Origin of the sequence: Achromobacter agilis (assembly GCF_900496965.1) — a bacterium.
GTDB classification, from domain to species: domain Bacteria; phylum Pseudomonadota; class Gammaproteobacteria; order Burkholderiales; family Burkholderiaceae_B; genus Achromobacter; species Achromobacter agilis.
In genome coordinates this window covers 25,715-50,291 of the sequence record NZ_UFQB01000012.1, presented here as the reverse complement: position 1 = coordinate 50,291, position 24,577 = coordinate 25,715, and the positions used below count along the sequence as shown (strand labels likewise).

General features: G+C 68.4%; 26 protein-coding genes. 15 read left to right on the top strand and 11 right to left on the bottom strand.

The annotated features are described in order from the left end of the window. Positions 1–128 precede the first annotated feature (128 nt). From AGI3411_RS15485 to AGI3411_RS15470, 4 genes are all read left to right on the top strand, one after another. On the top strand, positions 129–791 hold the full coding sequence (locus AGI3411_RS15485; RefSeq protein WP_129528257.1) for a response regulator transcription factor: 663 nt from the start codon (positions 129–131) through the stop codon (positions 789–791). Beyond that, positions 788–2,146: an ATP-binding protein gene (locus tag AGI3411_RS15480; protein WP_129528256.1), complete on the top strand. Its 1,359-nt coding sequence runs from the start codon at positions 788–790 to the stop codon at positions 2,144–2,146. The genes AGI3411_RS15485 and AGI3411_RS15480 overlap by 4 nt, the downstream gene beginning before the upstream one ends. Before the next feature lie 93 nt (positions 2,147–2,239). After that, positions 2,240–3,469: a helix-turn-helix domain-containing protein gene (locus AGI3411_RS15475; protein WP_129528255.1), complete on the top strand. Its 1,230-nt coding sequence runs from the start codon at positions 2,240–2,242 to the stop codon at positions 3,467–3,469. 30 nt (positions 3,470–3,499) lie between these two features. Continuing rightward, entirely contained in the window at positions 3,500–4,165 is a 666-nt protein-coding gene (locus AGI3411_RS15470) for a Vgb family protein (protein WP_129528254.1), read from the top strand. A 40-nt stretch (positions 4,166–4,205) separates the two neighbouring features. Here AGI3411_RS15470 and AGI3411_RS15465 read toward each other — a convergent pair whose 3' ends face one another. Next, positions 4,206–4,940, bottom strand: a complete 735-nt coding sequence (locus AGI3411_RS15465; RefSeq protein WP_129528253.1) for a hypothetical protein — start codon at positions 4,938–4,940, stop codon at positions 4,206–4,208. Between the two features lie 243 nt (positions 4,941–5,183). On the opposite strand from AGI3411_RS15465, the gene AGI3411_RS15460 reads away from it, so the two are divergent. From AGI3411_RS15460 to AGI3411_RS15440, 5 genes are all read left to right on the top strand, one after another. After that, a complete protein-coding gene (locus tag AGI3411_RS15460) occupies positions 5,184–6,305 on the top strand; it encodes a TRAP transporter substrate-binding protein (protein ID WP_129528252.1) in 1,122 nt (373 codons plus the stop codon). A 247-nt stretch (positions 6,306–6,552) separates the two neighbouring features. Then, positions 6,553–7,176, top strand: coding sequence for a TRAP transporter small permease subunit (locus AGI3411_RS15455; RefSeq protein ID WP_129528251.1), 624 nt, complete (start codon positions 6,553–6,555; stop codon positions 7,174–7,176). Next, a complete protein-coding gene (locus AGI3411_RS15450) occupies positions 7,173–9,137 on the top strand; it encodes a TRAP transporter large permease (protein ID WP_129528250.1) in 1,965 nt (654 codons plus the stop codon). Before AGI3411_RS15455 ends, AGI3411_RS15450 begins: the two co-directional genes overlap by 4 nt. A 177-nt stretch (positions 9,138–9,314) precedes the next feature. Further along, complete coding sequence (locus tag AGI3411_RS15445) at positions 9,315–11,174, top strand: caspase family protein (protein WP_129528249.1); 1,860 nt, start codon at positions 9,315–9,317, stop codon at positions 11,172–11,174. Continuing rightward, positions 11,171–12,064, top strand: a complete 894-nt coding sequence (locus AGI3411_RS15440) for an alpha/beta hydrolase (RefSeq protein WP_129528248.1) — start codon at positions 11,171–11,173, stop codon at positions 12,062–12,064. Before AGI3411_RS15445 ends, AGI3411_RS15440 begins: the two co-directional genes overlap by 4 nt. Before the next feature lie 6 nt (positions 12,065–12,070). On the opposite strand, the gene AGI3411_RS15435 is transcribed toward AGI3411_RS15440, so the two are convergent. Continuing rightward, positions 12,071–12,565, bottom strand: coding sequence for a GNAT family N-acetyltransferase (locus AGI3411_RS15435; RefSeq protein WP_129528247.1), 495 nt, complete (start codon positions 12,563–12,565; stop codon positions 12,071–12,073). Positions 12,566–12,718: 153 nt separating this feature from the next. Between AGI3411_RS15435 and AGI3411_RS15430 the strand changes: the two genes are divergently transcribed. Continuing rightward, entirely contained in the window at positions 12,719–13,504 is a 786-nt protein-coding gene (locus AGI3411_RS15430; protein ID WP_129528246.1) for a DUF169 domain-containing protein, read from the top strand. Here the strand turns inward: AGI3411_RS15430 and AGI3411_RS15425 are convergent. Further along, positions 13,501–14,409 carry a LysR family transcriptional regulator gene (locus AGI3411_RS15425; protein ID WP_129528245.1) on the bottom strand — a complete coding sequence of 303 codons (909 nt, stop codon included), beginning with the start codon at positions 14,407–14,409 and terminating at the stop codon, positions 13,501–13,503. The two genes, AGI3411_RS15430 and AGI3411_RS15425, sit on opposite strands and share 4 nt — an antisense overlap. 107 nt (positions 14,410–14,516) lie before the next feature. Here AGI3411_RS15425 and AGI3411_RS15420 point away from each other — a divergent pair, with 107 nt between their 5' ends. Continuing rightward, complete coding sequence (locus AGI3411_RS15420) at positions 14,517–15,695, top strand: MFS transporter (protein WP_129528244.1); 1,179 nt, start codon at positions 14,517–14,519, stop codon at positions 15,693–15,695. 70 nt (positions 15,696–15,765) lie between these two features. Next, positions 15,766–16,434 (top strand): HAD family hydrolase, encoded by a 669-nt coding sequence (locus AGI3411_RS15415; RefSeq protein ID WP_129528243.1) that lies wholly within the window; start codon positions 15,766–15,768, stop codon positions 16,432–16,434. Between the two features lies 1 nt (position 16,435). Here AGI3411_RS15415 and AGI3411_RS15410 read toward each other — a convergent pair whose 3' ends face one another. From AGI3411_RS15410 to AGI3411_RS15390, 5 genes are all read right to left on the bottom strand, one after another. Then, a complete protein-coding gene (locus AGI3411_RS15410; RefSeq protein ID WP_129528242.1) occupies positions 16,436–17,398 on the bottom strand; it encodes a DMT family transporter in 963 nt (320 codons plus the stop codon). Positions 17,399–17,478: 80 nt separating this feature from the next. Continuing rightward, positions 17,479–18,303, bottom strand: a complete 825-nt coding sequence (locus tag AGI3411_RS15405; protein WP_129528241.1) for an AraC family transcriptional regulator — start codon at positions 18,301–18,303, stop codon at positions 17,479–17,481. 101 nt (positions 18,304–18,404) lie between these two features. After that, positions 18,405–19,688, bottom strand: coding sequence for an RNA polymerase sigma factor (locus AGI3411_RS15400; RefSeq protein WP_129528240.1), 1,284 nt, complete (start codon positions 19,686–19,688; stop codon positions 18,405–18,407). Further along, complete coding sequence (locus AGI3411_RS15395; protein WP_129528239.1) at positions 19,685–20,092, bottom strand: VOC family protein; 408 nt, start codon at positions 20,090–20,092, stop codon at positions 19,685–19,687. Before AGI3411_RS15395 ends, AGI3411_RS15400 begins: the two co-directional genes overlap by 4 nt. 73 nt (positions 20,093–20,165) lie before the next feature. Then, positions 20,166–20,576, bottom strand: a complete 411-nt coding sequence (locus AGI3411_RS15390; RefSeq protein ID WP_129528238.1) for a YciI family protein — start codon at positions 20,574–20,576, stop codon at positions 20,166–20,168. Between the two features lie 235 nt (positions 20,577–20,811). Here AGI3411_RS15390 and AGI3411_RS30125 point away from each other — a divergent pair, with 235 nt between their 5' ends. Further along, a complete protein-coding gene (locus tag AGI3411_RS30125; RefSeq protein ID WP_165359185.1) occupies positions 20,812–20,964 on the top strand; it encodes a hypothetical protein in 153 nt (50 codons plus the stop codon). A gap of 50 nt (positions 20,965–21,014) precedes the next feature. On the opposite strand, the gene AGI3411_RS15385 is transcribed toward AGI3411_RS30125, so the two are convergent. Then, on the bottom strand, positions 21,015–21,368 hold the full coding sequence (locus AGI3411_RS15385; RefSeq protein WP_129528237.1) for a YciI family protein: 354 nt from the start codon (positions 21,366–21,368) through the stop codon (positions 21,015–21,017). A gap of 194 nt (positions 21,369–21,562) precedes the next feature. Here AGI3411_RS15385 and AGI3411_RS15380 point away from each other — a divergent pair, with 194 nt between their 5' ends. Together AGI3411_RS15380 and AGI3411_RS15375 are read left to right on the top strand one after the other, a co-directional pair. Continuing rightward, positions 21,563–22,486, top strand: coding sequence for a bifunctional helix-turn-helix transcriptional regulator/GNAT family N-acetyltransferase (locus AGI3411_RS15380; RefSeq protein ID WP_129528236.1), 924 nt, complete (start codon positions 21,563–21,565; stop codon positions 22,484–22,486). 46 nt (positions 22,487–22,532) lie between these two features. Then, positions 22,533–23,420 carry a DMT family transporter gene (locus tag AGI3411_RS15375; RefSeq protein ID WP_129528235.1) on the top strand — a complete coding sequence of 296 codons (888 nt, stop codon included), beginning with the start codon at positions 22,533–22,535 and terminating at the stop codon, positions 23,418–23,420. 21 nt (positions 23,421–23,441) lie between these two features. Here AGI3411_RS15375 and AGI3411_RS15370 read toward each other — a convergent pair whose 3' ends face one another. Both AGI3411_RS15370 and AGI3411_RS15365 read right to left on the bottom strand, forming a co-directional pair. Beyond that, the gene (locus tag AGI3411_RS15370; RefSeq protein WP_129528234.1) at positions 23,442–23,858 is read right to left on the bottom strand and encodes a VOC family protein; all 417 of its coding nucleotides are present in this window, start codon (positions 23,856–23,858) and stop codon (positions 23,442–23,444) included. Then, positions 23,855–24,397, bottom strand: a complete 543-nt coding sequence (locus AGI3411_RS15365; RefSeq protein WP_129528233.1) for a helix-turn-helix domain-containing protein — start codon at positions 24,395–24,397, stop codon at positions 23,855–23,857. Before AGI3411_RS15365 ends, AGI3411_RS15370 begins: the two co-directional genes overlap by 4 nt. Positions 24,398–24,577 lie beyond the last annotated feature (180 nt).

Below are 24,577 nucleotides of genomic sequence, written 5' to 3'. Positions count from 1 at the left end.
TCCTGTGCGTTTTTCGGGCGGGCAGCTTGCCTCGCCGTCCGAGGTCCGCATTGTCGGCATGGGGTTTTAATAATTTTTTAAAGCGGTGCCGACATTCTCTGGCTTCGTTTGATTGCCTTGGAGCGCCCTTGCGTGTCCTGCTAGTGGAAGACGACGCCATGCTGGGCGACGCGTTGCATACCAGTCTGATCCAGTCGGGCGTGGACGTGCAGTGGGTGCGCGACGTCGCCCAGGCGAAACTGGCCCTGGTCGAACACGGCTTCAATGCCGTGCTGCTGGACCTGGGGCTGCCCGACGGCAGCGGCCTGGCGGTGCTGAAGCAGCTGCGCGCCCGCTACGATGCAACGCCGGTGCTCATCCTGACCGCCCGCGACCGCCTGAGCGAGCGCGTGCAAGGCCTGGACCTGGGCGCCGACGACTACATCGTCAAGCCGTTCCAGCTCGATGAACTGATGGCCAGGCTGCGCGCCGTCGTCCGGCGCAGCAGCAATGCCGTCGTGTCGGCGCTGCGCTGCGGCGACGTGGCCGTGGAGCCCGCCAGGCGGGCGGTGACCCGAGGCGGCGCGGAGGTCAGCCTCAGCGCGCACGAGTACCGCACGCTGCTGGCGCTGATGGAGCGCATCGGCCACACCGTCAACCGCGAGCAGCTCGAGGCCGCGGTCTATGGCGACAGCGGCGCGATCGAAAGCAACACTGTCGCCGTGTACATCCATCAGCTGCGCCGCAAGCTGGGCGACAAGCTGATCACCACTGTCCACGGCCTGGGCTATCGCATCGAGGCGGAGCCATGAAGACGCTGCGCAGGCAACTGACGGTCACGCTGCTGGTCACGCTGTTGCTGGCCTGGCTCGGCGTGTCCGCCTACCAGCAGTATGAAACGCTGCGGTCCCAGACCGGCGTGCGCGACCAGTGGCTGTACGACGCGGCGAACCAGATGCTGGCGTCGATGCCGGTCAGCCTGCTGCGCAGCGTCGCGCCCACCGAACGTTTCGCGCCGCCCATGTCCGGCCATGTCGACGGCGACAAGGTCAGGTTCCACGTCTGGTCGCTGGCCGACCGGCGGCTGCTGCTGCGCTCGCCGGAGTCGCCCGCGCAGCCCCTGAGCGGGGAATTCGCGGACGGGTATGCCGACGTGGTGGCCGACGGCACGGATTGGCGCGTGTTCGCGCTTAGCGACATCAGCGGGCGCGTGCAGGTGCAGGTGGCCAAACCCACGAGCGAATGGCGAGCCCAGTCCTGGTACAGCCTCAAACGCGGGTTCATCATCGTTTCCGTCCTCTTCGTGCTGTTGGCGGCGGTGAGCTGTGCGGTGGTCGGCCGCGCGTTCCGCAAAGTGGACCGGGCGGGCGAGGCCATTTCGCGCCGCGGCCCGTTCGACCTGGCGCCGCTGCCTTCGGCCGGGATGCCAGGCGAGCTGCGCCCGTTCATTCAATCGATCAACCAGCTGCTGCTGCGCGTGAAGGGCGGCATGGATCGCGAGCGCCGCTTCCTGGAGGACGCGGCGCACGAGCTGCGGACTCCCCTGGCCGCGTTGAGCGCGCACGCGGAGTTGGTGGCGCGCAACGCCGGCAGTGGGGCCGCCGCGGCGTCGATCGAGAAGCTGCGCCTGGTCGCCCAGCGCACCTCGCGCCTGTCGGAACAGCTACTGGACCAGGCCCGCATGGACGCCATGAGCGCAAGCGCGGATGCGCCCGCGGCAATCGAGCTGGACGCGCTGCTCGTCCTGCTGGTGCGGGACTGGGAAATGGACGCCACCCGCAAGCGGCAGCGCATCCAGCTCGATGTGCAGGCCTGCGTCGTTACGGGGCGGCTCGACGCGATAGGCGTGTTGCTGCGCAACCTGCTGGACAACGCGGTCCGCTATACGCCGGAGGGCGGGCAGATCGCCGTCTCCTGCGGGCCGGCACCGGACGGCGGCGCGTTCGTGCGCGTGGCGGACGACGGCCCGGGCATCGCGCCCGCGGAACGCGAGCGCGTCTTCGATCGCTTTTACCGTGCCGCGGGCACCGCCGGCGGCGGCAGCGGCATCGGCCTGTCGCTGGTGGCGCAGATCGCCGGACAGCATGGCGCCGACGTGGCCCTGGGGCCAGGCCTGCGCGGTGCCGGGGTGGCGCTGACGGTGACGTTCCCGGCCGCGGGCGCCTGAAAAGCGGCTGCCGGGGCCTCGATCCGGCGCCCCGCTTGGTGGTAGATTAGTCCGGTCACCTAACGGGGGAGCGGCGCAAGTGGCGGGACGCCCATGGACTTTCTGATCGCCTCGGCGGCGCGCGCGCTGGCGGCCGGCGATCCCCTGGGCGCCCTGAACCACATCGCCTTGCGTGGGGACGCGTCCGCGCTGGCCTTGCGCGGCATCGCCATGGCGCAGCTGGGCGATTTCCGGCGCGCGAAAACCCTGTTGCGCAGCGCCGCCCGCGGCTTCGACCCGAAAGATGCGCTGTCGCGCGCCCGCTGCGTCGTGGCGGAGGCCGAGATCGCGCTCGTGTCGCGCGAACTGGCCTGGCCCGAGAAGGCGCTGGAGGCCGCGCGCGCCGCGTTGCAGGCGCACGGGGATCCGGCCAACGCCGCGCACGCCCGGCACCTGCAGGCCCGCCGCCAGCTTCTGATCGGCCGCCTTGACGACGCGGAACGCGCGCTGGCCGCGCTGGACCCGGCATCCCTGGCGCCCGCGGCACGGGCGGTCCACGAACTGATCGCGGCCGGCATTGCCTTGCGCCGCCTGCGGATGCAGCCTGCGCGCGCGGCGCTGGCCCAGGCCGAGCTGGCCGCCGGCCATGCCGGCATTCCCGCGCTGATGGCCGAGGTCGAAAGCGCGTCCCTGATCCTTTCCTCGCCGGCTGCGCGCCTGATCGGGCGGGGGGCGCAGCGCCCCTTGCTGCTGGATGAAGTGGAAGCGCTGCTGGCGTCGGACACGCTGGTCGTCGACGCGTGCCGCCACGCGGTCCGCGAGGCGGACGCCGTGGTGCCGCTGGCGAGCCGGCCGGTGCTGTTCGCGCTGGCCCACGCGCTGGGGGAGGCCTGGCCGCAGGCCGCGCCCCGCGAAACGTTGATCGCGCAGGCCTTTCGCACCGCGTACTTCGACGAGACGCACCGCGCGCGGCTGCGCGTCGAGATAGGGCGGCTGCGCGCCGCGCTGCGTCCGGTGGCGGGTATCGTCGCCACGCGCAACGGGTTTACGCTCAAGCCGAAGGCGGGGCGGGAGGTCGTGGTGCTGGCCCGGCCGGTGGACGACGCCGACCGGGAGCAGGGCGCAATCCTGGCGTTCCTGGCGGACGGCGAAGCGTGGTCGAGTTCGGCGCTGGCGCTTGCGCTGAATGCAAGCCAGCGCACGGTGCAGCGCACGCTCGACGCATTGGCGGCGGCCGGCAAGGTGCAGCCCTGCGGGCAAGGGCGCGCCCGGCGCTGGATGACGCCGCCCATGCCCGGATTCACGACAACCTTGTTACTCCCAGCCGCGCTCGCAGGCCGCTAGCATGGGGGACACCTATACGAGGACACTGACATGAAACGCTCTCAAGCTGAAATCATCCGTGAATATGGCCCTTTCCCGGGCGCGGACGCCGTGCATGGCCTGACCTACGACGGCCGCCAGGTGTGGTTCGCCGTTGGAGAGAAATTGCTCGCCCTGGACCCCGACAGCGGGGCCACGTCGCGCGAGATCGCGGTGGCGGCCAACGCCGGCACGGCCTTCGACGGCAAGCACCTCTACCAGATCGCCGACGGGCGCATCCAGAAGATCGACCCGGGCAGCGGCAAGGTGTTGTCCACCATTCCCGCGCCGGGCGCGGGCGACGACTCGGGCCTGGCCTGGGCCGAAGGAAGCCTGTGGGTGGGCGAGTACCGGCAGCGCCAGATCCATCAACTGGATCCGGAAACCGGCCGCGTGCTGCGCACCATCGCGTCCAGCCGCTATGTCACGGGCGTGACCTGGGTGGACGGAGAGCTGTGGCACGGCACCTGGGAAAGCGACGCGAGCGAGCTGCGGCAGCTCGATGCACGCACGGGCGAGGTGCTGCAAAGCGTGGAGATGCCGGCCGGCACCGGCGTTTCAGGGCTGGAATCCGACGGCGCGGAACGCTTTTTCTGCGGCGGCGGAGAAAGCGGCAAGGTGAGGGTGGTGCAACGGCCGGCCCGCGCCACGAAGAACGCCGGGAAGGTGCCGGCGTAACCGCCAGCCTGCCGGCCGCCCGCCGAGGCCGCCGGCGGATTCACCAGCGGATCGTGTAGGGATCGTCCCCCAGTCCCCAGATCCCGTCCTTCCGTTCCAGCATGATGTGCCGCGTTTCCCATTCATCCGGCCGGTCCTCGGACGGAAAGCCCCATATTTGCGGCTGGAATGCCGGGTCGGCTGCCCAACCGGCGGTCGCGCGGTCCAGCCGCCATTCGAACTTCGCCGCGGACACGATGTTGGGGTTGTCGTCGAACGGATTCTTGACCGGCTTGCTGTAGTCGAGGATCTTGCCGACCTGCAGGCCCGGGGCGCAGAAGACCGCCGTATAGATCAGGTGGGATCCGATCCGCGCTTCGCCATCCGTGTAAAACGCCCTCCCTTTGCTGGTCAGCGCCACGCGGACCAGGGCCGTTTCGGCTTCGGCGCCGTCTGGCGGCGCGCCCGGCTTGCCGCCGCCGACGGGATCCACGGTGATGAGCTGGTGCTTGACCAGGCCCTGCACGACCTTGCTCTGTTCTTCGAGCAGGGCCGCGGAGGCCTCGCTGGGCAGCGGCGGCACGCCCAATACGCTCACGCAGGCGCTGCGCGGGGCGTTCGTGGGCGTGGCCATGGCTTCGACCAGGATGTCGCGTATCTTGCCTTCGGTGAGACCGGGCCCCAGCGGGGATTTCGTCCAGGCGAAAAAACCCGCCGCCCCGACGGCGATCACGCCGAAGACGATGGCCTTGCGTGGTATCCGACGGCGGCCCGCGGTGCGCTGCTTTTGGTGCATTCGAATCCTCATTTTGGACTTCCCGGCCTCTTGCCTACCGCATTGGCACTAATCCGGCGTCTAGGGTAAGTCCTGACATAAAGCTGATTGTCAGCGATTAGTCAGAAAGGTTTAATCAGCACACAGTTTCGCATCATCCGCAGCCCGGTACCGGGAACGCGAAGCAGGCGTCGCCATCCCGCGTCCACGCAGGAGAAGTAACTACAAGCTGGTCCATGTAGTCCTTTCAGGAGACAACAAGCCATGCAACACGTTACAAAACCCCGCCGCAAGTTCATCTCCGGCGCAGCCGCCGCCGGCGCCGCAGCCCTGGGATTCCCGGCAGTCGGCCGGGCGCAGAATGCCCCGATTTCCATGCGTTTCCAGAGCACGTGGCCGGCCAACGACATCTTCCACGAGTTCGCCCGCGACTATGCCCAGAAGGTCAACGAAATGGCGGGCGGCCAGCTGAAGATCGAGGTGCTGCCCGCGGGCGCGGTGGTGAAGGCGTTCGATCTGCTGGACGCCGTGTCCGCCGGCACGCTGGATGGCGGGCATGGAGTGGTGGCCTACTGGTACGGCAAGAACACCGCCGTGGCGCTGTGGGGCTCGGGGCCGTCTTTCGGCATGGACGCGAACATGCTGCTCGCCTGGCACGAATACGGCGGTGGCAAGGAGCTGCTGACCGAAATCCAGAAGGCCATGGGTGTGAACGTGGTGTCGCTGATGTACGGGCCGATGCCCACCCAGCCCTTCGGCTGGTTCAAGCGTCCGGTCACGAAGATGGAAGAGGTCAAGGGCCTCAAGTTCCGCACAGTCGGCCTGGCCATCGATATGTATACGGCCATGGGCGCGGCGGTCAATGCGCTGCCGGGAGGCGAAATCGTGCCGGCGCTGGACCGCGGGCTGCTGGACGGGGCCGAATTCAACAATGCGTCATCGGACCTGGCGCTGGGTTTCCAGGACGTGTCCAAGATCTGCATGCTGCAGAGCTTCCACCAGAGCGCGGAGCAATTCGAGATCCTGTTCAACAAGGCGAAGTACGACGCTTTGCCGGAGCATCTGAAGCACATCCTGAGCTATGCCGCGCAGGCTTCCAGCGCGGACATGTCCTGGAAGGCAGCGAACCGCTATTCGCAGGACTACATCAAGCTGCAGAAGGACCACAACGTCAAGTTCTACAAGACGCCCGATGCGATCCTGCAGCAGCAGCTGAAGATCTGGGACGAGATGATCGCCAAGCGCTCGGCCGAGAACCCCCTGTTCAAGAAGGTGCTGGAGTCTCAGCGCGCGTTCGCCGAACGGGTGGGGCGTTGGCACGGGGATACCTCGGTCAACTTCCGCATGGCCTACAACCATTACTTCTCGCGCAGCAACAAGGCTTGACCCACCCAGTACCCGCTTGCGCGGGCCCCCTCAAGGGGGCGGCACCGACGGACCGGCAGAGCCGGATCCGTGGTGCCCTGGATTGGGTAGAGCATCTTGATTGGGCGGAGCAATCCTGTTGCGCAGAGAACGTCTGCTTGATGGGCTTCGGGTGTCACGTGCCTCGAAAGACTGACACACCTGTCTCCCACGCAGCGCGCCGTCCATCGGCGCGCTGCGGCGCCGTGCGCCTTGACCAGGACGTCAGATGATCCGAATCATACGTTTCATAGACCGTATCTCTACTTTTGTCGGGCAGGCCTTTGCCTGGTTGATCGTCATCCTGACCTTGCACGTGTGCTGGGAGGTCGCCGCGCGCTACCTGTTGAACCAGCCCAGCGCGTGGGCGTTCGACCTGCAGATGATGTATTACGGCATCCTCTTCATGATGGCTGGCGCGTACACCCTGGCCAAGAACGGCCACGTGCGCGGGGACATCCTGTACGGATTCCTGCCGCCGCGCGTGCAGGCGGGGCTGGACCTGACGCTCTATATCGTGTTTTTCTTTCCCGGCGTGATCGCGCTGGTCTGGGCGGGCTGGTACTACGCCGGCTATTCCATCGCCATCCGCGAGCATTCCTCGCTGATGGCCGATGGGCCGCCCATCTATCCCTTCAAGGCCTTCATCCCGATAGCGGGCGCGGTCCTGCTGGTGCAGGGCGTGGCGGAAGTGATGCGCTGCCTGCTGTGCCTGCGGCGCGGCGCCTGGGCGTCGCGTGAAGAGGACGTCGAGGAAGTGGACGTCGACAAGCTGAAGGAAATGGTGCATGTGAAGGACGAGGACATCGCCCGTCTGGACCGCTATGTCACTCCCGGGGAGCCTCGCAAATGAAAATCCACAAGGCATTGTGGTTCGGCCTGTCGTGCATCGGGCTGGTGATCCTGATGATTGCGTTCCTGACTCCCTGGGACAACCTTACTACCGGGCACATCGGCCTGCTGATGCTCGCGCTGATCGTCGTGGCAATCATGCTGGGCTTTCCGACGGCGTTCACGCTGATGGGCATGGGCGTGCTGTTCACGTTCCTGGCGTACTACATGCAGAGTTCCGATCCAGCACGATCGATCGGGCAGACGCTGGACCTGATGGTGCAGCGCACGTACGCCACGATGACGAACGATTCACTGATATCGATCCCGCTCTTCGTGTTCATGGGCTATCTGGTCGAACGCGCCAACCTGATCGAAAAGCTCTTCCGGTCCATGCACCTGGCGCTGGCGCGCGTGCCGGGCGCGCTGGCGGTGGCCACGCTGGCGACATGCGCGATCTTCGCCACCGCCACGGGCATCGTGGGCGCGGTGGTGACGCTGATGGGCCTGCTGGCCATGCCCGCCATGCTGAAGGCGGGGTACAGCGTGCGGCTGACCGCCGGTTCCATCACGGCGGGCGGCTGCCTGGGCATTCTGCTGCCGCCGTCCGTGATGCTGATCGTGTACGGGGCGACGACAGGCGTGTCCGTCGTGCAGCTGTACGCGGGGGCCCTGTTCCCCGGCATCATGCTGGCGGCCCTGTACATGGGCTATGTGATCCTTGTCGCCAAGGTGCGGCCTTCCATGGCGCCGCCGCTGCCCATGGAGGAACGGGGGGTGCCCTTGTCTCCCGAGTCCGCCGCGCTGGCCTCAGGAGGCCACGTGCGCGCGCTGTCGGGCATGGTGGCGGCCCTGTTCAAGGGACGCCGCAACCGCGACGTGCCGTTCGGCGCCCTGTTGCGCTACATGGCGATGGCGTTGGCCCCGCTGGCGGTTACGGTGCTGCTGGTGGCCGTGGTCTACCAGGCCACGACGCGGCCCGAGGTGGTGTACGACATCCCCGCGGAACTGCAGCTGGGCTCGGGGGATTTCGATTCGGGCCTCAGCGAGCCGCCTTCCGGGGGGCTGGCCGAGCCGCCATCGGGCGAGCTGGCCGAACCTCCTTCGAACGAGGCGCCGGCGGCCGGCGGCCTGTCCGAGCCGCCCGGCACGCCCGCCGCTCCGGCCGCCGCTGCAGGCGCTGCCGCGCCCGCAGCGCCTGGCGCTCCGGCGGAGGCGGGCGACAGCCTCGCCGCGCCCATGGGGTTCTGGATATTCGCCGGCATATGCGCGATGGCCATGCTGGTCTTCTATGCGATGTTGACGTGGGCACGCCTTGAAATCTTCAAGATGTTGATGTCCTCGTTCTTCCCGCTCGCCGTGATGATCGCGGCGGTGCTGGGGTCGATCGCCTTCGGCCTGGCCACGCCCAGCGAGGCCGCCGCCATGGGCGCTATGGGCGGCGCGCTGCTGGCCCTGGCATACCGGCGCCTGAACCTGCCGGTGCTGCGCGAGTCGGTCTTCCTGACGGCTAAGACCAGCGCCATGGTGTGCTGGCTGTTCGTGGGCTCGTCGATCTTCTCGGCGGCCTTCGCGCTGCTGGGCGGGCAGCGCATCATCGAGGAATGGGTGCTGTCGCTGGGGCTGTCGCAGCTGCAGTTCCTGCTGCTGGCGCAAATCATCATCTTCCTGCTGGGCTGGCCGCTGGAATGGACCGAGATCATCGTGATCTTCATGCCGATCTTCGTGCCGCTGCTCAATACCTTCGGGATCGATCCGCTGTTCTTCGGCCTGCTGGTGGCCCTGAACCTGCAGACGGCGTTCCTGTCGCCGCCGGTGGCGATGTCCGCTTTCTACCTCAAGGGCGTGTCGCCGCCGCACGTTACCCTGAACCAGATCTTCATGGGCATGATGCCGTTCATGGGGATCCAGCTGATCGCGATCTTCCTGCTTTACGTGTTCCCCGAGATCGGCCTGTGGCTGCCGACCGTGCTGTACCGCTAGGGCGGGGCGGGCGCCGGGGCTTGCCCCGGCCCCGGAGGCCGCCGTTCACAGGTCTCGGGACCTAGTACGGATGCATCATTGCGGCGGCCTTGCGCGCGGACGTAAGCTTCTTCCTGGTTCGGCTTGCGGGAACCGCCAACCCTCAGAGACGCGGGCGTCGCGCCAAAGCGAGGCAGCATGGACCGGGCAATCGTGCTTGTCGGCGTGAGCCGCACCCAGGGAGACCTGGGCCGGCTGGAAGCGGTTGAAAGCGCCGTGGACCGCATGGAATCGTGGGCACGGGAACAGGGCATCCCCGAGGACCGCATCGTCCGGCTCACGGATGCTGCGGACCGACCCGTCACGGTGCGGCGGATCTACCGCGCCATCGATCGGCTGATCGATCTGGATGGGCTGGAGCAGCTGATCGTCTATTTCTCCGGGCATGGCTGCATGCTGGGCCGCAGCGAGTTCTGGCTCCTGTCGGAGGCGCCGACCGACCCGAACGCCGCGGTCAACCTGGAGGTTTGCTTCGACCTGGCGCGGTACGGCAGGATTCCGCACGTGGTGCTCATCTCGGATGCGTGCAGGACTGTCGCCAAAGACGTGCTCCAGAGCCGGATCTACGGCGCCAGCATCTTTCCAAGCTTCAACGACGGCGGCCCCGGGCGCGGGGTCGATATCTTCTACGCGACCCGCCCGGGCGCGCCCGCGCTCGAATTGCCGACGCTGGCCGGGGTGAACGAGGTCTATCAGGCAGTCTATACCGAAGTGCTCTGCGATGCGCTGGGCGGCGGCGAGCCGGATCTGGTGGTCGACGGCTTCATCCGGCCGCGGCCCTTGGGCGACGCGTTGATGGCGCTGGTGCCGAAGGATCTGCTCAGGCGCGGCATGCCCATCCGGGTCGGCCAGGAGACGGACGCGCGCATCAGCTCGGACGATCGCGCCTGGATCGCCCGCTTCGATCTCAGGAAGCCGCAGGGCCTGCCCCGCCAGCGCCCGCCGGGGCCCGGGTCGGCGGGACCCGGCAAGGGGATCGACGGCGAAGCCGGGCGGCCCGAGGACGGAACGCCGGATGACGACACGCCGGAAGACGGGATGCCGCCGCTGCCTGTCGGCAGCCTCGTCGATTACCTGCTCACGCACCCGTCGGATGTCGCCGGCCTGGAGCTTCAGGTGTCGCGGACCTTGTCGGACCAGGCCGGCAGCCTGCTCCACAGCGTGATCCGCCGCGCCATCGGCGAGGAGCCCGCCTTGCGCGAGCCGGGCTTCATCCTGCGCGGCCGCGAGGTCCGGCGCGTGGTGTGCCACGACTACGGCGGCAGGATCGGATCGCGCGCCGATGTGTACCATCCAGCCCCCGGCGCCAGGCTCGAACCGTATACGGCCTGGGAGTTCCCCCATCTTTCAAGACCTGCGCAAGCCTTGCTGATTTTTCGCGACGGCTCCGGAACGTTGCTGCCCGTCTTCCCCAGATGCGCGGGCATCGTGGAGTTCGACGCCGAGGGCGGTTTCACGCTGCGCTACGAACCCCTGGAAGGGCAAGCCGGCGCGGAGGACCTGCGGGAACTGCGGTGGCTGCGCGCGGCCGTGGCCGAATCCGCCAGGCAGGGGATCTTCGCGCTCGAGCCGGCCAGCGCGCGGATGCTGGAGTCCCGCATGAGAGGACTCCGCTTCCTGGATCCCGTCCTGGCGCTGCATGCCGCGTACGCCTACCGCGAGATCGGTGAGATCGACCGCATCCTGGCCTTGCAGGACTATCTCTGGCGGAGCCTGGACGTGCGCCTGTTCGACCTGGCACTGCTGTCGCGAGACCTGCTGCGGGAGGACTATGCGGGGGCCGGGGTCATGCCCGCGGCGCCTTTGCTATCGACGGGATGGGTGCTGATGGATTCGCTGGGATGCAAGCTGCCGCCGGAGGTGCGCGAGCTGCGCCAGTACGACACCGGCTCGTTGTGGACGCACTACACGCCGGAAGGGGTGCGAATCCTGGAAGCCTGGTTGCAACCGGCGTCCGGCCCGGCCGAGGTGTACGAGATGGAGGCGCCCAGGGCATGAAGGAACTCGTGCTGATCCATGGCCGGTCGCAGCAGGACAAGGATTCGAAGGCGCTCAAGCGCGCCTGGATCGAGGCCTGGGGCAGGGGCTTGGCGGCGGCGGGACTGACCCTGCCCATCCCCGAGGAGCGGATCCGCTTTCCGTACTATGGCGACACGCTGCGGGATCTGCTTGAGGGTATTTCCGAAGCGGATGCCGCGAAGATCATCGTGCGCGGCGCCCGTGAAGACGATATCGCCGCGGGCCTGCTGCTGGGCTTATTGAATGAATACATCGACGCCTGCGGGATAGGCGAAGATGAGATACGACGCCATCTGCCGCCCGCCGCCGGTCCGCTTGCGGTCGAGCGCGGACCGCAGAACTGGCGCTGGGTGCAGGCCGTGCTGCGGGCCATCGACCAGCGCGTGCCGGGCAGCGGCGTCCTGATCGGCCTGCTGACCAGCGATGTCTCCCTCTACTTGCGCAATACCAATGTGCGCGGCGCGATCAATGGCGGCGTCCGCCAGGCATTCGAGCGTCCTCGGGACAAGGTGGTGGTCGCGCATTCGCTGGGTTCCATCGTCGCGTACCTGCTGTTGGGGAAAGACGGCAGCGAGGCCGGCTGGCGCGTGCCTGCCCTGATCACCCTGGGCTCGCCCTTGGGCATCAAGGCGATACGGGGGCGCCTGGGCGGCGTGCGGCACCCTGACTGCGTGGGCCGCTGGTTCAACGCCCGGGATCCCCGCGACGTGGTCGCCCTGTATTCCCTGGACGAGCGGCATTTCGGGGTCGTCCCGGCCATCGAGAACAAGATCGACGTCGATAATTCCAGCAGCAACCGGCACGGCATCGAGGGATACCTGGAAGACCCGGAAGTCGCCAGGCGCATCCATGACGCGCTGGCCGCTTGACCGTGTTCAAGACCCCGGGCGAGCGAGCGCGTAGACGGCGGTCTCGCGCTGGTAGTGCCGCTCCATGCCCCTGAACGCGAACCCCAGCTTCTCCAGGATCCGGATCGAGCCGAGGTTGCGTGGCCAGGCGACGGCGACCAGTTCGGGCACGTCCAGCGCGCGCCAGGCGTGGGCGCAGAGCTGGCGGCCCGCCTCGCTGGCATAGCCGCGGCCCCAGGCATCGCGGCAGAGTCGGTAGGCGAGTTGGATGCCGCCCGTGGCTTCCAGCGGAGTGAGGCTGATCCATCCGACGGCACGTTCCTGCGCGACCACGGCCCAATGTCCGATATCCGTCGGCGGTTCGCGCAGCCAGGCCAGCAATTCGTGGCGCCGGGCCTCGGTGGCGGGCTTGACGCCCGTGCTATGGCGCATGACTTCAGGATCGGACTCCATGGCGAGAATCATGGGCACGTCGTCCGTGCGCAGGCGGCGCAGGGTCACGCTGGCGGATAGGAGGGGCATGGGCGGGTACCGGTGGCTGGGCCTGCGGCCATGATAGCGGCTGCGACGGTCGATCGGCCTATGGGCGGTGTCCAATTCGGTATAGTCGTTCCAGCCCGCGGGTCGCCCGCGGCACCGCGGCAAAGTCCGCGCATAACAGTCCAAAGGACGGGCATGGAAGAGACGACACTGAATTGGGCATCGCTGGTCGATGACCTGAACAAGCTGCTGCGCCTGAAGACCACGGTCATCGGCATGAAACTCTACGAACGCGAAGAAGACATGGCGGCGGTGAAGGGCCTGCGGCGTCCGCAGGCCACCCACACCACCGACCAGATCGTGGGCATGGCGGCCCGCCTGGGCTGGACGGTGGGGATCACGGGCGACGACCTGGTCGGCGCGCAGTGCCGCGCCGTGATCGGCCTGGGGCCGCAGGACGACGCCTGGAAGAGCGGCAAGGACTACGTGGGCGTATGGCATGCCACGCCGGAAGACGCCCGGGCCCGCCAGGAGGCGCTGTCCTGCGTGCCGGCAGGCAAATACCGAGGCATGGTGGTTTCGCCTCTGGCCTCGGGCCGGCTCGATCCGCCGGATATCTGCCTGGTCTATGCCACGCCCGGCCAGATGATCATCCTGATCAACGGCCTGCAATGGAAAAACTACCGGCGCTTCGACTGGAGCGTCGTCGGTGAAACCGCCTGTGCGGATTCCTGGGGCCGGGCGCTGGCCTCCGGCGAACCCAGCCTGTCCTTGCCCTGTTTCGCGGAGCGCCGCTACGGCGGCGTGCCGGACGAGGAAATGCTGATGGCTTTGCCGCCGCGCTATTTGCCCATCGCCATCGAAGGTGTGAAAGCCTTGTCGGCCAACGGGCTGCGCTATCCCATCCCGCCTTACGGCATCCAGAACGATGTGCGGGCCGGCATGGGCGCGAGCTACGCGCAGCAGGCGCCCAAGCCTTAGCGCGCCGCGGCCCGCAGCGCCGCGGCGAGGACGCGGGCCGCCGGCCCCAGGGGCTGGTCGATGCGGTGCGCCAGATAGGTCTCGGTGGCCACCTGGCTGCCGCGGCCCAGGCTGTCGGTCGGCAGGCGCAGCAGGCGGCCTTCGGCCAGGTCGCGTTCGACCTGCCACAAGGGAAGGCGGCCCCAGCCCACGCCCGCAACGATCAGTGCGTGCTTGGCGTCTTGGCCGTTGACGCGGCAGGTTTGCGGCGACAGCACCGCGAAGTCGCGGCCCTGCGTCAGCGTGGACGGGTCCGACTGCACGATCTGCACGTGGTCGGCAAGCTCTGGCGGACCCAGCGGCGCATTCGCCGCGGCGTGCCGCGCCAGGGCATGCCCGGCGCCGACGACGGCCACCATCTGCACGGAAGACAGCGCCTGCATGGCGATGCGCGGATCGCGGAAATGCTCTCCCGCGATGACGCCAAGCGTGTGGCTGCGCGCCAGCAGGGCGTCGATCGGGCCGCCCAGGGGCAGCACGGAAACCCGCGCGGCCACCGATGGATAGGCCGCGTGCATGGCGTTCAGGGCGGCGCCGATTTCCGCAATCGGAAACAAGGTGTCTACCGCCAGGGACAGCTCCAGTTCGACGCCTTCGCCCAGGCCCTGGGCGCGGGCGCGCATGGCGTCCACGCGCAGCAGGATGTCGCGGGCATTGGCCAGCAGCGCCTCGCCCTGCGGCGTCATGACGGGCCGGTGGCCGCTTCTGTCGAACAGCGTGACGCCCAGCTGCGATTCTGCATTGGCGATGGCGTGGCTGACGGCTGATTGCACGCGCGACAGGCGGCGCGCCGCCGCGCGGAAACTGCCGGTGTCGGCCACGGCGGTGAACACGCGCAGCTGATCCAGGGTAAGGGCGTCTATCATCGTGCCAGTCGATCTATTGAATCGATCAGTCCAATCACAAGATTATCACTTACCGGGATCGGCCTGCGATGGCATCCTGGCGAAGTTCCAGGCAAGGGGAGACAAGGATGGGCAAGGAAGGGACGCGCTGGGGGGCGGTGCTGGCGATCGTCGGGGCGGGCGTGGTGGCGGCGCTGCAGGTCGGCAAGCTCATCATTGCCGCGCCGCTGTTGCGCAAGGACCTGGGGCTGGATCTCGCATCCATCGGAGCGCTGGCCGCCGTGTTTTCCATCCTGGGCATGTTCGGCGGGATCGCGGCGGGCGGCGTCATCACGCGCTACGGCGCGCGGCGCATGCTGCTGGCCGGGCTGGCGGCCACGGCGGTGGGCGCGGTCATGGGCGCCATGGCGCCGGCCTATGGCGTGCTGCTGGCCTCGCGCGTGGTCGAGGGGCTGGGTTTCCTGATGATCTCGGTGGCGGGGCCCGCGGCCTTGCAACGCATGGTGTCGGCCTCCAATCGGGACTTCGCCTTCGCGCTGTGGAGCTGCTACATGCCGGCGGGCATGGCCATCGCGATGCTGGCCTCGCAGGCGTTCGGCGAATGGCGCGCCTATTGGTGGTGCGCAGGCGGGGCGGTGGCCGTGGCGCTGGTGAGCGTGGCGGCGCTGGCGCCGGTCACGCCGGCGGGCGCCAGCCTGTCGTGGCGGGGCCTGCGGCAGGACACGGTGGACACCGTGGGCGCGCCCGGGCCGGGATTGCTGGCGTTGTCGTTCACGCTGTACAGCCTGATGTTCTTCGCGCTATTTACTTTCCTGCCGGTCCTGCTGACCGAGCAACTGGGGCTGTCTTTGCCCACGGCCGGCCTGTACACCGCGATGGCCAGCGCCGCCAACGTGATCGGCAATCTGGGCGCGGGCGTGCTGCTGGCGCGCGGCTGGCGGCGGTCCACGCTCATCGCCTGCGCCAGCCTGGCGATGGCGGCGGTGGCGCTGTTCATCTTCCGTTCCGTGTTGCCCGCCATGCCTACCTTCCTGCTGTGCGTGCTGTTCTCGGCGGTCGGCGGCCTGATACCGGCGACCCTGCTGGGCACCGCGCCCATGCTGGCGCCGCGGCCCGGGCTGACGGCAGCGTCCGTCGGGCTGGTCATGCAGGGCAGCAACCTGGGGCAGGTGATCGGGCCGCTGGCTGTGGGCGGCGCCATCGACCGCTATGGCTGGGCATCGGCCTCGTTTATCGTGGCGGCGGCAGGGCTGGGCGGCGTGGCGCTCGCATGGCGCCTGCGGCGCCTCAAGGGCGCCGCGCTCTAGGCGGCCCGGCCGCGCGCAGTGCTGTCATGCCGCGGGCCTATCATTAAGGGACGCCTTTTGTGGAGTTCCTATGCATACGCCTGCCCCCCGCCTGGTCATCTTCGATTGCGACGGCGTGCTGATCGACAGCGAGATCATCGCGGCGCGCGCCCAATCGCGGGCGCTGGCCGCGCATGGCATCGCCATCACGCCCGAAGAGGCCGCGCGCCGTTTCGCCGGTATCCCCGATGCGGACATGTGGCGCACCCTGCAGCAGGAAAACGAACGCAGCCTGCCGGACGGGTTCGCGCGGCAGTACGCCGACAGGCTGGAAGCCACGTTCCGCGAGGAGCTGCGCGCGCTGCCCGGCGCGGCCGAGACGGTGGCGGCGCTGCGCGAGCGCGGGATGCAGGTCTGCGTGGCCTCCAGCAGCATGCCCGCCAAGCTCGAGGCCGCCCTGAAGATGGTGGGCCTGTGGGAGGCGTTCGCGCCCCATGTTTTCAGTACGGCGCAGGTGGCGCGCGGCAAGCCGGCGCCGGACGTGTTTCTGTTCGCGGCACGGCAGATGCGCGCCGCGATCCTGGATTGCGTGGTGGTGGAAGACAGTGTGCCCGGCATGCGCGCGGCCCGCGCCGCGCGCATGCGCGCCGTGGGCTTCGTGGGCGCGTCGCACAACGGGCCGGACCAGCGCCAGCGGCTCCTGGACGAAGGCGCCTCCGAGGTGATCGACGACCTGCGCCGGCTGCCGGAGATCCTGTAGTTCAGGCCGCGGCGGCGGGCAGCGGTTCGGGCTTCACGCGCACGGCGCGCAGCACGCCGACCATGAGGCAGGCGATGCCGGCCAGGGTCAGGGGTTGCGGCATCTGCCCGCGCAGGATGAAGGCGTAGGCCAGGGCCGCCAGCGTTTCGAACACGATGAGCTGTCCGGCCAGCGCGGTGGGCAGGCGCTGGCTGGCCTCGTTCCAGCACAGGGTGCCCAGCCAGGACGCGAACAGGCCGATGATGGCCATCAAGCCCAGGAATACCTCGGGACGCGGGCCCGCGGGCATCGGAAACGCGCTGCCGGTGGCGGCCATGCCGCCCCACAGCGCGGCATAGCCCACGAACGCCAGCGGCAGGGTGGCCACGCCCTGCGCGGTGGCCCAGGTGCGCGGGCTGCGGTCCGGGTGCGCGCGCAGCCAGTCCGCGTTGCGCAACGGGTACCAGGTCCAGCACGCCACGGCGCCCAGCGCCAGCAGCGCGCCCACGGCGTAGCGCCGCAGGTCGGCATCGGCTTCCTGGCGCAACGCCTGCAGCTCTACCTGGTTGACGAAGGCGATGCCCAGCGCGATCAGCGCCAGCGAGGGCGCCAGCCGCTTCCAGGGCAGCTTGCCGTCGCGCCGCGCGTTGCGCAGGTTGGCGCTGATGGCGATCACTACGGGCAGTGTGCCGATGAGCATGGTGGGCAAGGGCCCTCCCGCTCGCTGGATGGCGCTGGCCAGGCACAGGTAGTACAACAGGTTGCCAATGGCGGCCAGCTTCAGCGCCTCGATCCAATCGGCGCGGCGCAACTGGCGCAGGGCGCGGCGGTCCAGCCAGGCGAGCGGCAGGGCGATCAGGCCGAACGCCAGGTAGCGCGCCACCGATTGCAGGGCCGCGGGATATTCCGGCAACAGCAAGGGGCCCACGAACACCAGCCCCCACATCAGGCCGGCGGCCAGGGCGTAAAGGGTTCCAGCCCACATACCAAGCGCTCCAGGTCAGTCAGGCCCCAATCTAGCCGGGGCGGAACCGGCGCGTCTTGTACCAGCTTGCTGTCCGGGGTTCAGGAACGGACCTGTTTCTGGTAGCGGGCGGGCGTGACGCCGTAGCGGTGCGAAAAAGCACGGGTCAGGTGGGCCTGGTCGGTCAGGCCGGCGGCCAGCGCCACCTGGGCGGGCGGCTCGCCCGCGGCCAACCGGCGCTTAGCCTCGAAGAGCCGCAGGGCCATCAGCATTTGCTGCGGCGTGGCGTGATACTGGGCCTGGAACCGGCGCAGGAAATGGAAAGGGCTGAGCCCGGCCACGGCCGCCAGTTCGTTCAGCGTCAGCCGCCGCGACAGGTTCGCGCGCAGGTAATCGATCACGGGCGCGAAGCGCGGCGCGCCTTCGGCCCGGGCGGGCCGTGCCATCCGCGCGTGGCGGCGGAATTCGGCCAGCAGCGCGTAGAGCGCACTGTCGAAGGCCAGCGGCTCGCGCGCCTGCCACAGGGTATCGAGCAGGGTGGTCACGCGCTGCGCGCCGGCAGCGTCGGCGCCTACCGCGGCGTCGAACCACCAGCGGCTGTCGCCCGTCACGCGCGCCACCACGTCCGGATCCAGATAGGCCATGCGGTAGCGCCAGCCGCCTTCGGTTTCGGCGCGCCCGGTATGCAGTTCGTCGGGATTCATCAGCACCACCGAGCCGGGCGGCGCAAGATGATCCGACCCGCGGTAGCGGAAGCGCTCGACGCCGGATTCGATGGCGCCGAGCCCGTAGGCTTCGTGGGTGTGCGGTTCGAAGGCATGCCGGATGATGTGGGCGCGGTACAGCTCGACGCCCGGCAGGTGCGGCGCCTGCCTGAACTCGGCGCGGTCGCCGGGATGGTCGAACGCCGCCGGCACCCCAGGCATGGCGGGCGCGCCAGAATCCGGCGGAGCGGCGTTGGCGGGATGCATGGACGGAATTTAAGCACGTCCGGCGTCGGCAGGGGCGGGTTGGGCTTGCCGAGGCGTCATGCGTCCGGGCGCATCGCTTCGGCCCGCGCCAGCAGCAGTTCCCGTTCGCGCGCATTGCGCGTCATGCCGGCCGCGCGCTCGAATTCGACGCGGGCCTCCGCCTGGCGGCCGAGCTTGGCCAGCAGGTCGCCGCGCACGCTGGGCAGCCAGTGGTAGTTGGCCAGCGCCGGGTCCTGCGCCAGTGCGTCGGCCAGGTCCAGCCCGGCCTGGGGGCCGAACGCCATGCCGACCGCCACGGCGCGGTTCAGTTCCACCACGGGCGAAGGCTGGGCTTGCGCCAGCGCGTCGTACAGCGCCACGATGCGGGGCCAATCGGTGTCTTCGGGCGCGCGCGCCCGGGCGTGGCAGGCGGCCAGCTCGGCCTGCAGCGCGTACGGGCCGCGCGCGCCGCCCAGCGCGTCCGACCGCGCCAGCGCCGCCAGGCCGCGCCGGATCAGGAGGGAATCCCAGCGGCCGCGGTCCTGGTCCATCAGCAGCACGGGGCGGCCCTGCGCATCGGCGCGGGCATGCAGGCGCGAAGCCTGCAATTCCATCAGCGCCACCAACCCGTGCACCTCGCTTTCCCCTGCGACCAGTTCCGCCAGCACGCGGCCCAGGCGCAGCGCTTCGTCGCACAGCGCGGGGCGGGTCCAGTCATCGCCCGCCGTGGCCGAATAACCTTCATTGAAGATCAGGTAGATGACCTCCAGCACGGAGGCCAGGCGCGGCGCCCGTTCTTCGGCCCGCGGCACTTCGAAGGGCACGCGCGCGGCGCTGAGGCTGCGCTTGGCCCGCACGATGCGCTGCGCGATGGTGGATTCCGACGCCAGGAATGCGCGCGCGATCTCGGCGGTGGACAGCCCGCCCAGCAGGCGCAGCGTCAGGGCGACCCGGGCCTCGGTGGACAGAAGCGGGTGGCAGGCGGTGAACATCAGGCGCAGCAGATCGTCGCCGATGTCGTCCTGGCGCGCGGCGTCCAGGGCCTCGACGAAATCGGGCTCCACGTCGGCCTGCAAGGCCTCCAGCTCGTGGCCGATCTGCTCGTGCTTGCGAGTGTGCAGCGCGTCCAGCCGCAAGCGGTCGCGGGCGCGGTTCTTGGCGGTGGTCATCAGCCATGCTCCCGGGTTGTCCGGCACGCCGGTCTCGGGCCAGCGTTCCAGGGCGGCGACCAGGGCATCCTGCGCCAGTTCTTCGGCCAGCCCGACGTCGCGCACCAGGCGCGCGACGCCGGCGATGACGCTGGCGGCCTCGATCCGCCAGACCGCCTCGATGGCGCGATGCGTGGCCGCCTGCGCCGTCATACGACGGGCACTTCGCCGGGAACCATGTACACCAGTTCCCAGACGTGGCCGTCCAGGTCCTCGAAGCCGTGGGCATACATGAAGCCGTGGTCCTGCGGCTGGCGTGGCGCGGTACCGCCCGCGGTCAGCGCCCGGGCCACCAGGTCGTCCACCTCGGCGCGGTTGTCGCAGGACAGCGCGATCAGTACTTCGGTGGTCTTGGTGGCATCGGCCACGGGCTTGCCGGTAAAGGTCTGGAAGAAGTCCTTCACGAGCAGCATGACGTAGATGTCGTCGCTGACGACCATGCACGCGCCCTGGTCATTGGTGAACTGCGGATTGAACGTGAACCCCAGGCTCTTGAAGAAAGCCTGAGATTTCTGCATGTCGGAGATGGGGAGATTGACGAAGATCTGCTTGGGCATGATGTCTGGTTTCCGTGTGGTTTCTGTTCGTATCCGGCCGTGGGCGGCCGGCGCGTCGAGAGAGGCCGGCCGCTCAGCGGCCATTGACCGATATCTGCCGGAACCGTTCGACCGCCTTGCTTGGCGGAAGATCGTCCAGCTCATACATCTGGCGCACTTCGATCGAGCAGGGCTGGCCGACGAAGGGTTCGGGAAAGCGCAGCGCCCACTGCATCGCTTCTTCGCGCGAGCGCACCTGGATCATGGTGTAGCCGGCAATCAATTCCTTGGTGTCGGCAAAGGGACCGTCCACCACCGAACGCTGACCGTTTTCGTAGCGCACCCGCCAGCCCTTGGACGAAGGCTGCAGGCCGTTGGCATCGAGCAGCACGCCCGCCTTGGCCAGGGCTTCATGGTACGTCGTCATCGCGGCGAACAGGCTTTCTTCCGGCATCACGCCGGCTTCGCTGTCGGGCGTGGCCCGCACGAGGATCATGAATCGCATTCCTGAGTCTCCTTGGTTGGGAAAACGCAGCCCCCATGTTCCGGGGCTTGTACAGGTACGACGAACCGCAACATGCCGAATCGACAGGAAAATGGAAAACCTAGGGTAAGTACCCGATTGGAGGCGGCGTTCGGGCTTTTGGCGGTCCCCGCGGTAAGCAGATTGTTACCAAGGCTCGGGCCTGGTTTCACGGCGCGTTCTTACACTCGCAGCGTCCGTAACTCTGAACACCGATATGAAAATCCTCTGTAGCCTTGCCTTGGTGGCGTCCTTGCTTTCCGGCTGTGCCGTCTATACCCCCAGCGGCGCGGTCATCGTCGATCCGCACGACGGCGGCGGCCGCGGCGGCTTCTGTCCGCCCGGGCAGGCCAAGAAAGGAAACTGCTAATACCCAGGCCGCCGGCCCCGCCGATATGGCGGGCCCCGGGGGCGCGGCGCCTACAGGAAGCAGGGGCCCAGCTCCCGAACCTCCACCGTGGCCCATTGGGCGGCAGGGCACTCCGCCGCAAGCGCCAGCGCTTCTTCGCGCGTCTCGCAGGTCAGGAGGAAGAACCCGCCGATCATTTCCTTGGCCTCGGCATAGGGGCCGTCCACCAGCGAACGCTCGTCGCCCCGGATCCGCAGCCGCACGGCTTCCGACTCCGATTTCAGCGATTCCGCGCGCACCAGCAGCCCGCGCGATTTCAGGTCTTCGGCGTAGTCCACCATTTGCGCATAGGCTGCGCGGCCTTCTTCGGGCGTGCGCTGGGCGCGCTGGCCCACCGGTTCGACGATGAAAAGCAGGTAGGACATGGATCTTCCTGTGCGGACGACGGATCGGACCCGCCAGATTACCGCCGATTCCCGCGTTTTCGCCATCCCTTTCCGGGCACCGGTTCTTCATGCCGCCGGTGCCTGGCTCGCGCGCCGGCCAGCCGCCGGATAACCCTTGAATACTTGCCAAAAGCAATTAATAATATGCCTTAAGCAAGTATTTGGAGAGAGCCATGACGGATCAGGCGCTTTACGACCGTGCCGAGGCGGTGCGGCGGTTCAACCGCTTCTATACGCGGCACATCGGCGTGCTTCATGAGCACCTGCTGGCCAGCGCGTTTTCGCTCACCGAAGTCCGCATCCTCTACGAGCTGGCGCACCGCCTGGCCCTCAGCACGTCCGATCTCTGCCGGGAGTTGAACCTCGATGCGGGCTACGTCAGCCGCGTGATATCGGGCTTCGAGAAGCAGGGCCTGATCGTCAAGACGCGATCGGCGGCGGACGCGCGCGTTGCCGAGCTCGAACTGACCGAAGCCGGGCGGGCCGCGTTTGCGCCGCTTAACGACGCCTCCAGAAACGAAATCATCGCTGTCCTCGAACAACTGCCGGAGCCGGCGCAGAAGCAGCTGGTCGACGCCATGAACGACATCCATAACCTTCTTGGCAGCCCGGCGCCCGCGGGCTATGTGCTGCGCGATCCGCTGCCCGGCGACATGGGCCTCGTGGTGGCCAACCAGGCGGTGGTATATGCCCGGGAATTCGGCTGGAACGCCGAATACGAAGCCCTGGTGGCCGAGATCGTGGCCAAATTCATCCGCGAATTCGACCGGACTTGCGAACGCTGCTGGATCGCCGAGAAAGACGGAAAGATGGCCGGTTCGGTTTTTGTGGTGCGGCAGGATGAGACGACGGCGAAGCTGCGGTTGCTGTACGTCGACGCGGGCGCGCGCGGCCTGGGCATCGGCCGCCGGCTGGTGGAGGAATGCCTGCGGTTCGCGAAGCAGGCGGGCTACACGCGCATGATGCTGTGGACCAACAGCGTGCTGACGGATGCCCGCCGGATCTACGAGAAAGCGGGGTTCCGGTTGATCGAAGAAGAAGCGCATCACAGTTTCGGCCAGGATCTGGTCGGACAGGTCTGGGCCCGCGACTTGTGAGCCCGCGGGAAGCGCCGGCCGGACCGGCGAACAAGCCAGGCTAGCGATGAACGACCTCGCCAAGGCAACCTGCGCCGCCGCGCTGACCGGCATGCTCGTGGGCGCGGCCATGGTTTCCACGCGCATCGTGTCGGCCGATACCACGGCTGAAACGCTCGCGTTCCTGCGCTATGCAATCGGCCTGGCGCTGCTGGCGCCGCCGGTGCTGCGGCGCTGGTCGGTGCCTTTTTCCGCGAAAGACCTGCTTGCGGTGGCGGGCCTGGGGATTTTCCAGTTCGCGATACTGATGCTGCTGTTGAACCATGCGCTTGCGAGTTTGCCCGCGGCGACCTGCGCCTTGGTGTTTTCGACGGTGCCGCTGCTGACGATGTGCCTGGCGATCGGCACGGGGCGGGAGCTGTTCAGCTGGCCCCGGATGGCCGGCGCCGGCGTCGCGATCTTCGGCGTTTCCGTATTGCTGGCGCCATCCGCCGCGCCCGCGGCGCATGACGCCGGCGCCTGGGCGTCGCTGCTGGGGGCGACATTCATCGGCGCGGCATGCAGTCTCCTGTACCGGCCTTATCTCAGGAAGTACCCGGCGCTGTGCGTCAGCGCGTTCGCGATGTTCGTTTCCGTGGTGTTCCTGGCGGGCGTGTGCGCCGCTAGCGGCGCGCCGCTAGTGCCCAGTCTGTCGGCCGTGCAGTGGGCCAATGTTGTCTTTATCGGGCTGTCCAGCGGCCTGGGTTATTTCTGTTTGCTGTGGGCGCTGGGCCGCCTGGACGCCAGCCGCGTGATGGCGTTCCAGGCGCTTGCCCCGGTCACCGCGATGGCCATCGAGCTGCTCGGTGCCTCCTATTCCCTGAGCTGGCGCCTCGTGGGCGCCTTCGTTCTCGTGCTGTCGGGCGTCTGGTTCGGCACGCGCGACCGCCGCGCGGCGCCTGGCGCCAGTGCGTGACGACGGCGCATCCGCCAGCGTTTACGCCGCGCCGCCCGGGGCCTGGATCATCTTCCAGCCATTGCCGGCGGGGTCGCGGAACCCCGCGTCCACGCTGCCGTAGCGGTCCACCGGCTCCTGTGTGAACTCGACGCCGGCGGCTTTCAGCCGGGCGTAGCTTTCCCGGCAATCGGCCACATGAAGGACCAGCGGTGGCATGGCGCCCTTTGCAACCATGGCGAGCAGGGTCTGCGCGGTCGCGTCGTCGTGGACGGGCGGGCCGGGCGCGAACAGGCCGAGCTGGAACGAGGGCTGGTCCGGATGCTGGACCGTCAGCCACCGGTATGGGCCGTTGCGCACGTCCGTGTGGACGGTGAATCCGAGCTTTCCGACATAGAAGGCGAGCGCTTCGTCCTGGTCGCCGACGTACAAGCCCACCACGCTGATTCCTTGGTTCATGTGACCTCCTGGGTTGAAGACCGGACTGTATCGCCAGCCATGCGGCGGCGCTTCTCCAAAACTGCGGTGTTGAGATCCGGGCGCAGCGCGGCCTTCAGGACGCAGGCGGGGATGCCGCCGGGCTGATGCCCCGCGGCCAGCGATTCCCGGCGCATGGCGCCGGGGCTGCGCCCGGTGATGTCGCGAAAGATGCGGCCGAAGGTGCCCAGGCTTTCCCAGCCCGTGGCGAAGGCGATGTCAGTGATGCTGAGGGACGTGTCCCGCAGCAGCGCAATGGCCTGCTCGATGCGCCGCGTGAGCAGATAGCGGTGCGGCGGAATGCCGAAGGCCTGCTTGAACGAGCGGGCGAAATGGGCCTGGGTGACGCCCACGATTGCGGCCAGGCGTTCGACGGGCCAGGCCTCGTGCGAGGCCGCATCCATGCGATCCTTGGCGCGCAGCAGGCGGCGCAGCAGGGCCGGGTCCTGCAATGGGGCCGCGCCGGCCGGCGCGGAGGGCGGGGCTGGCGGCGTGGCGCTGCGGCATTCGCGAGGAGCCATGAGTGTCTAGGGCGCGGACAGGGATCCGCCTAGTGTAGGTCCGAGGGGAAAGCGACTGAAACAGCTTATACACCCCGTATCCCAGGCTGCAGGACTGACACACAGCTGAAGTGCTAAGTTGTCTCCCGATAGTGTGATTAGCGGCCCGGATGCGCAGGCATCGCAGGACCAGCCAGCTAC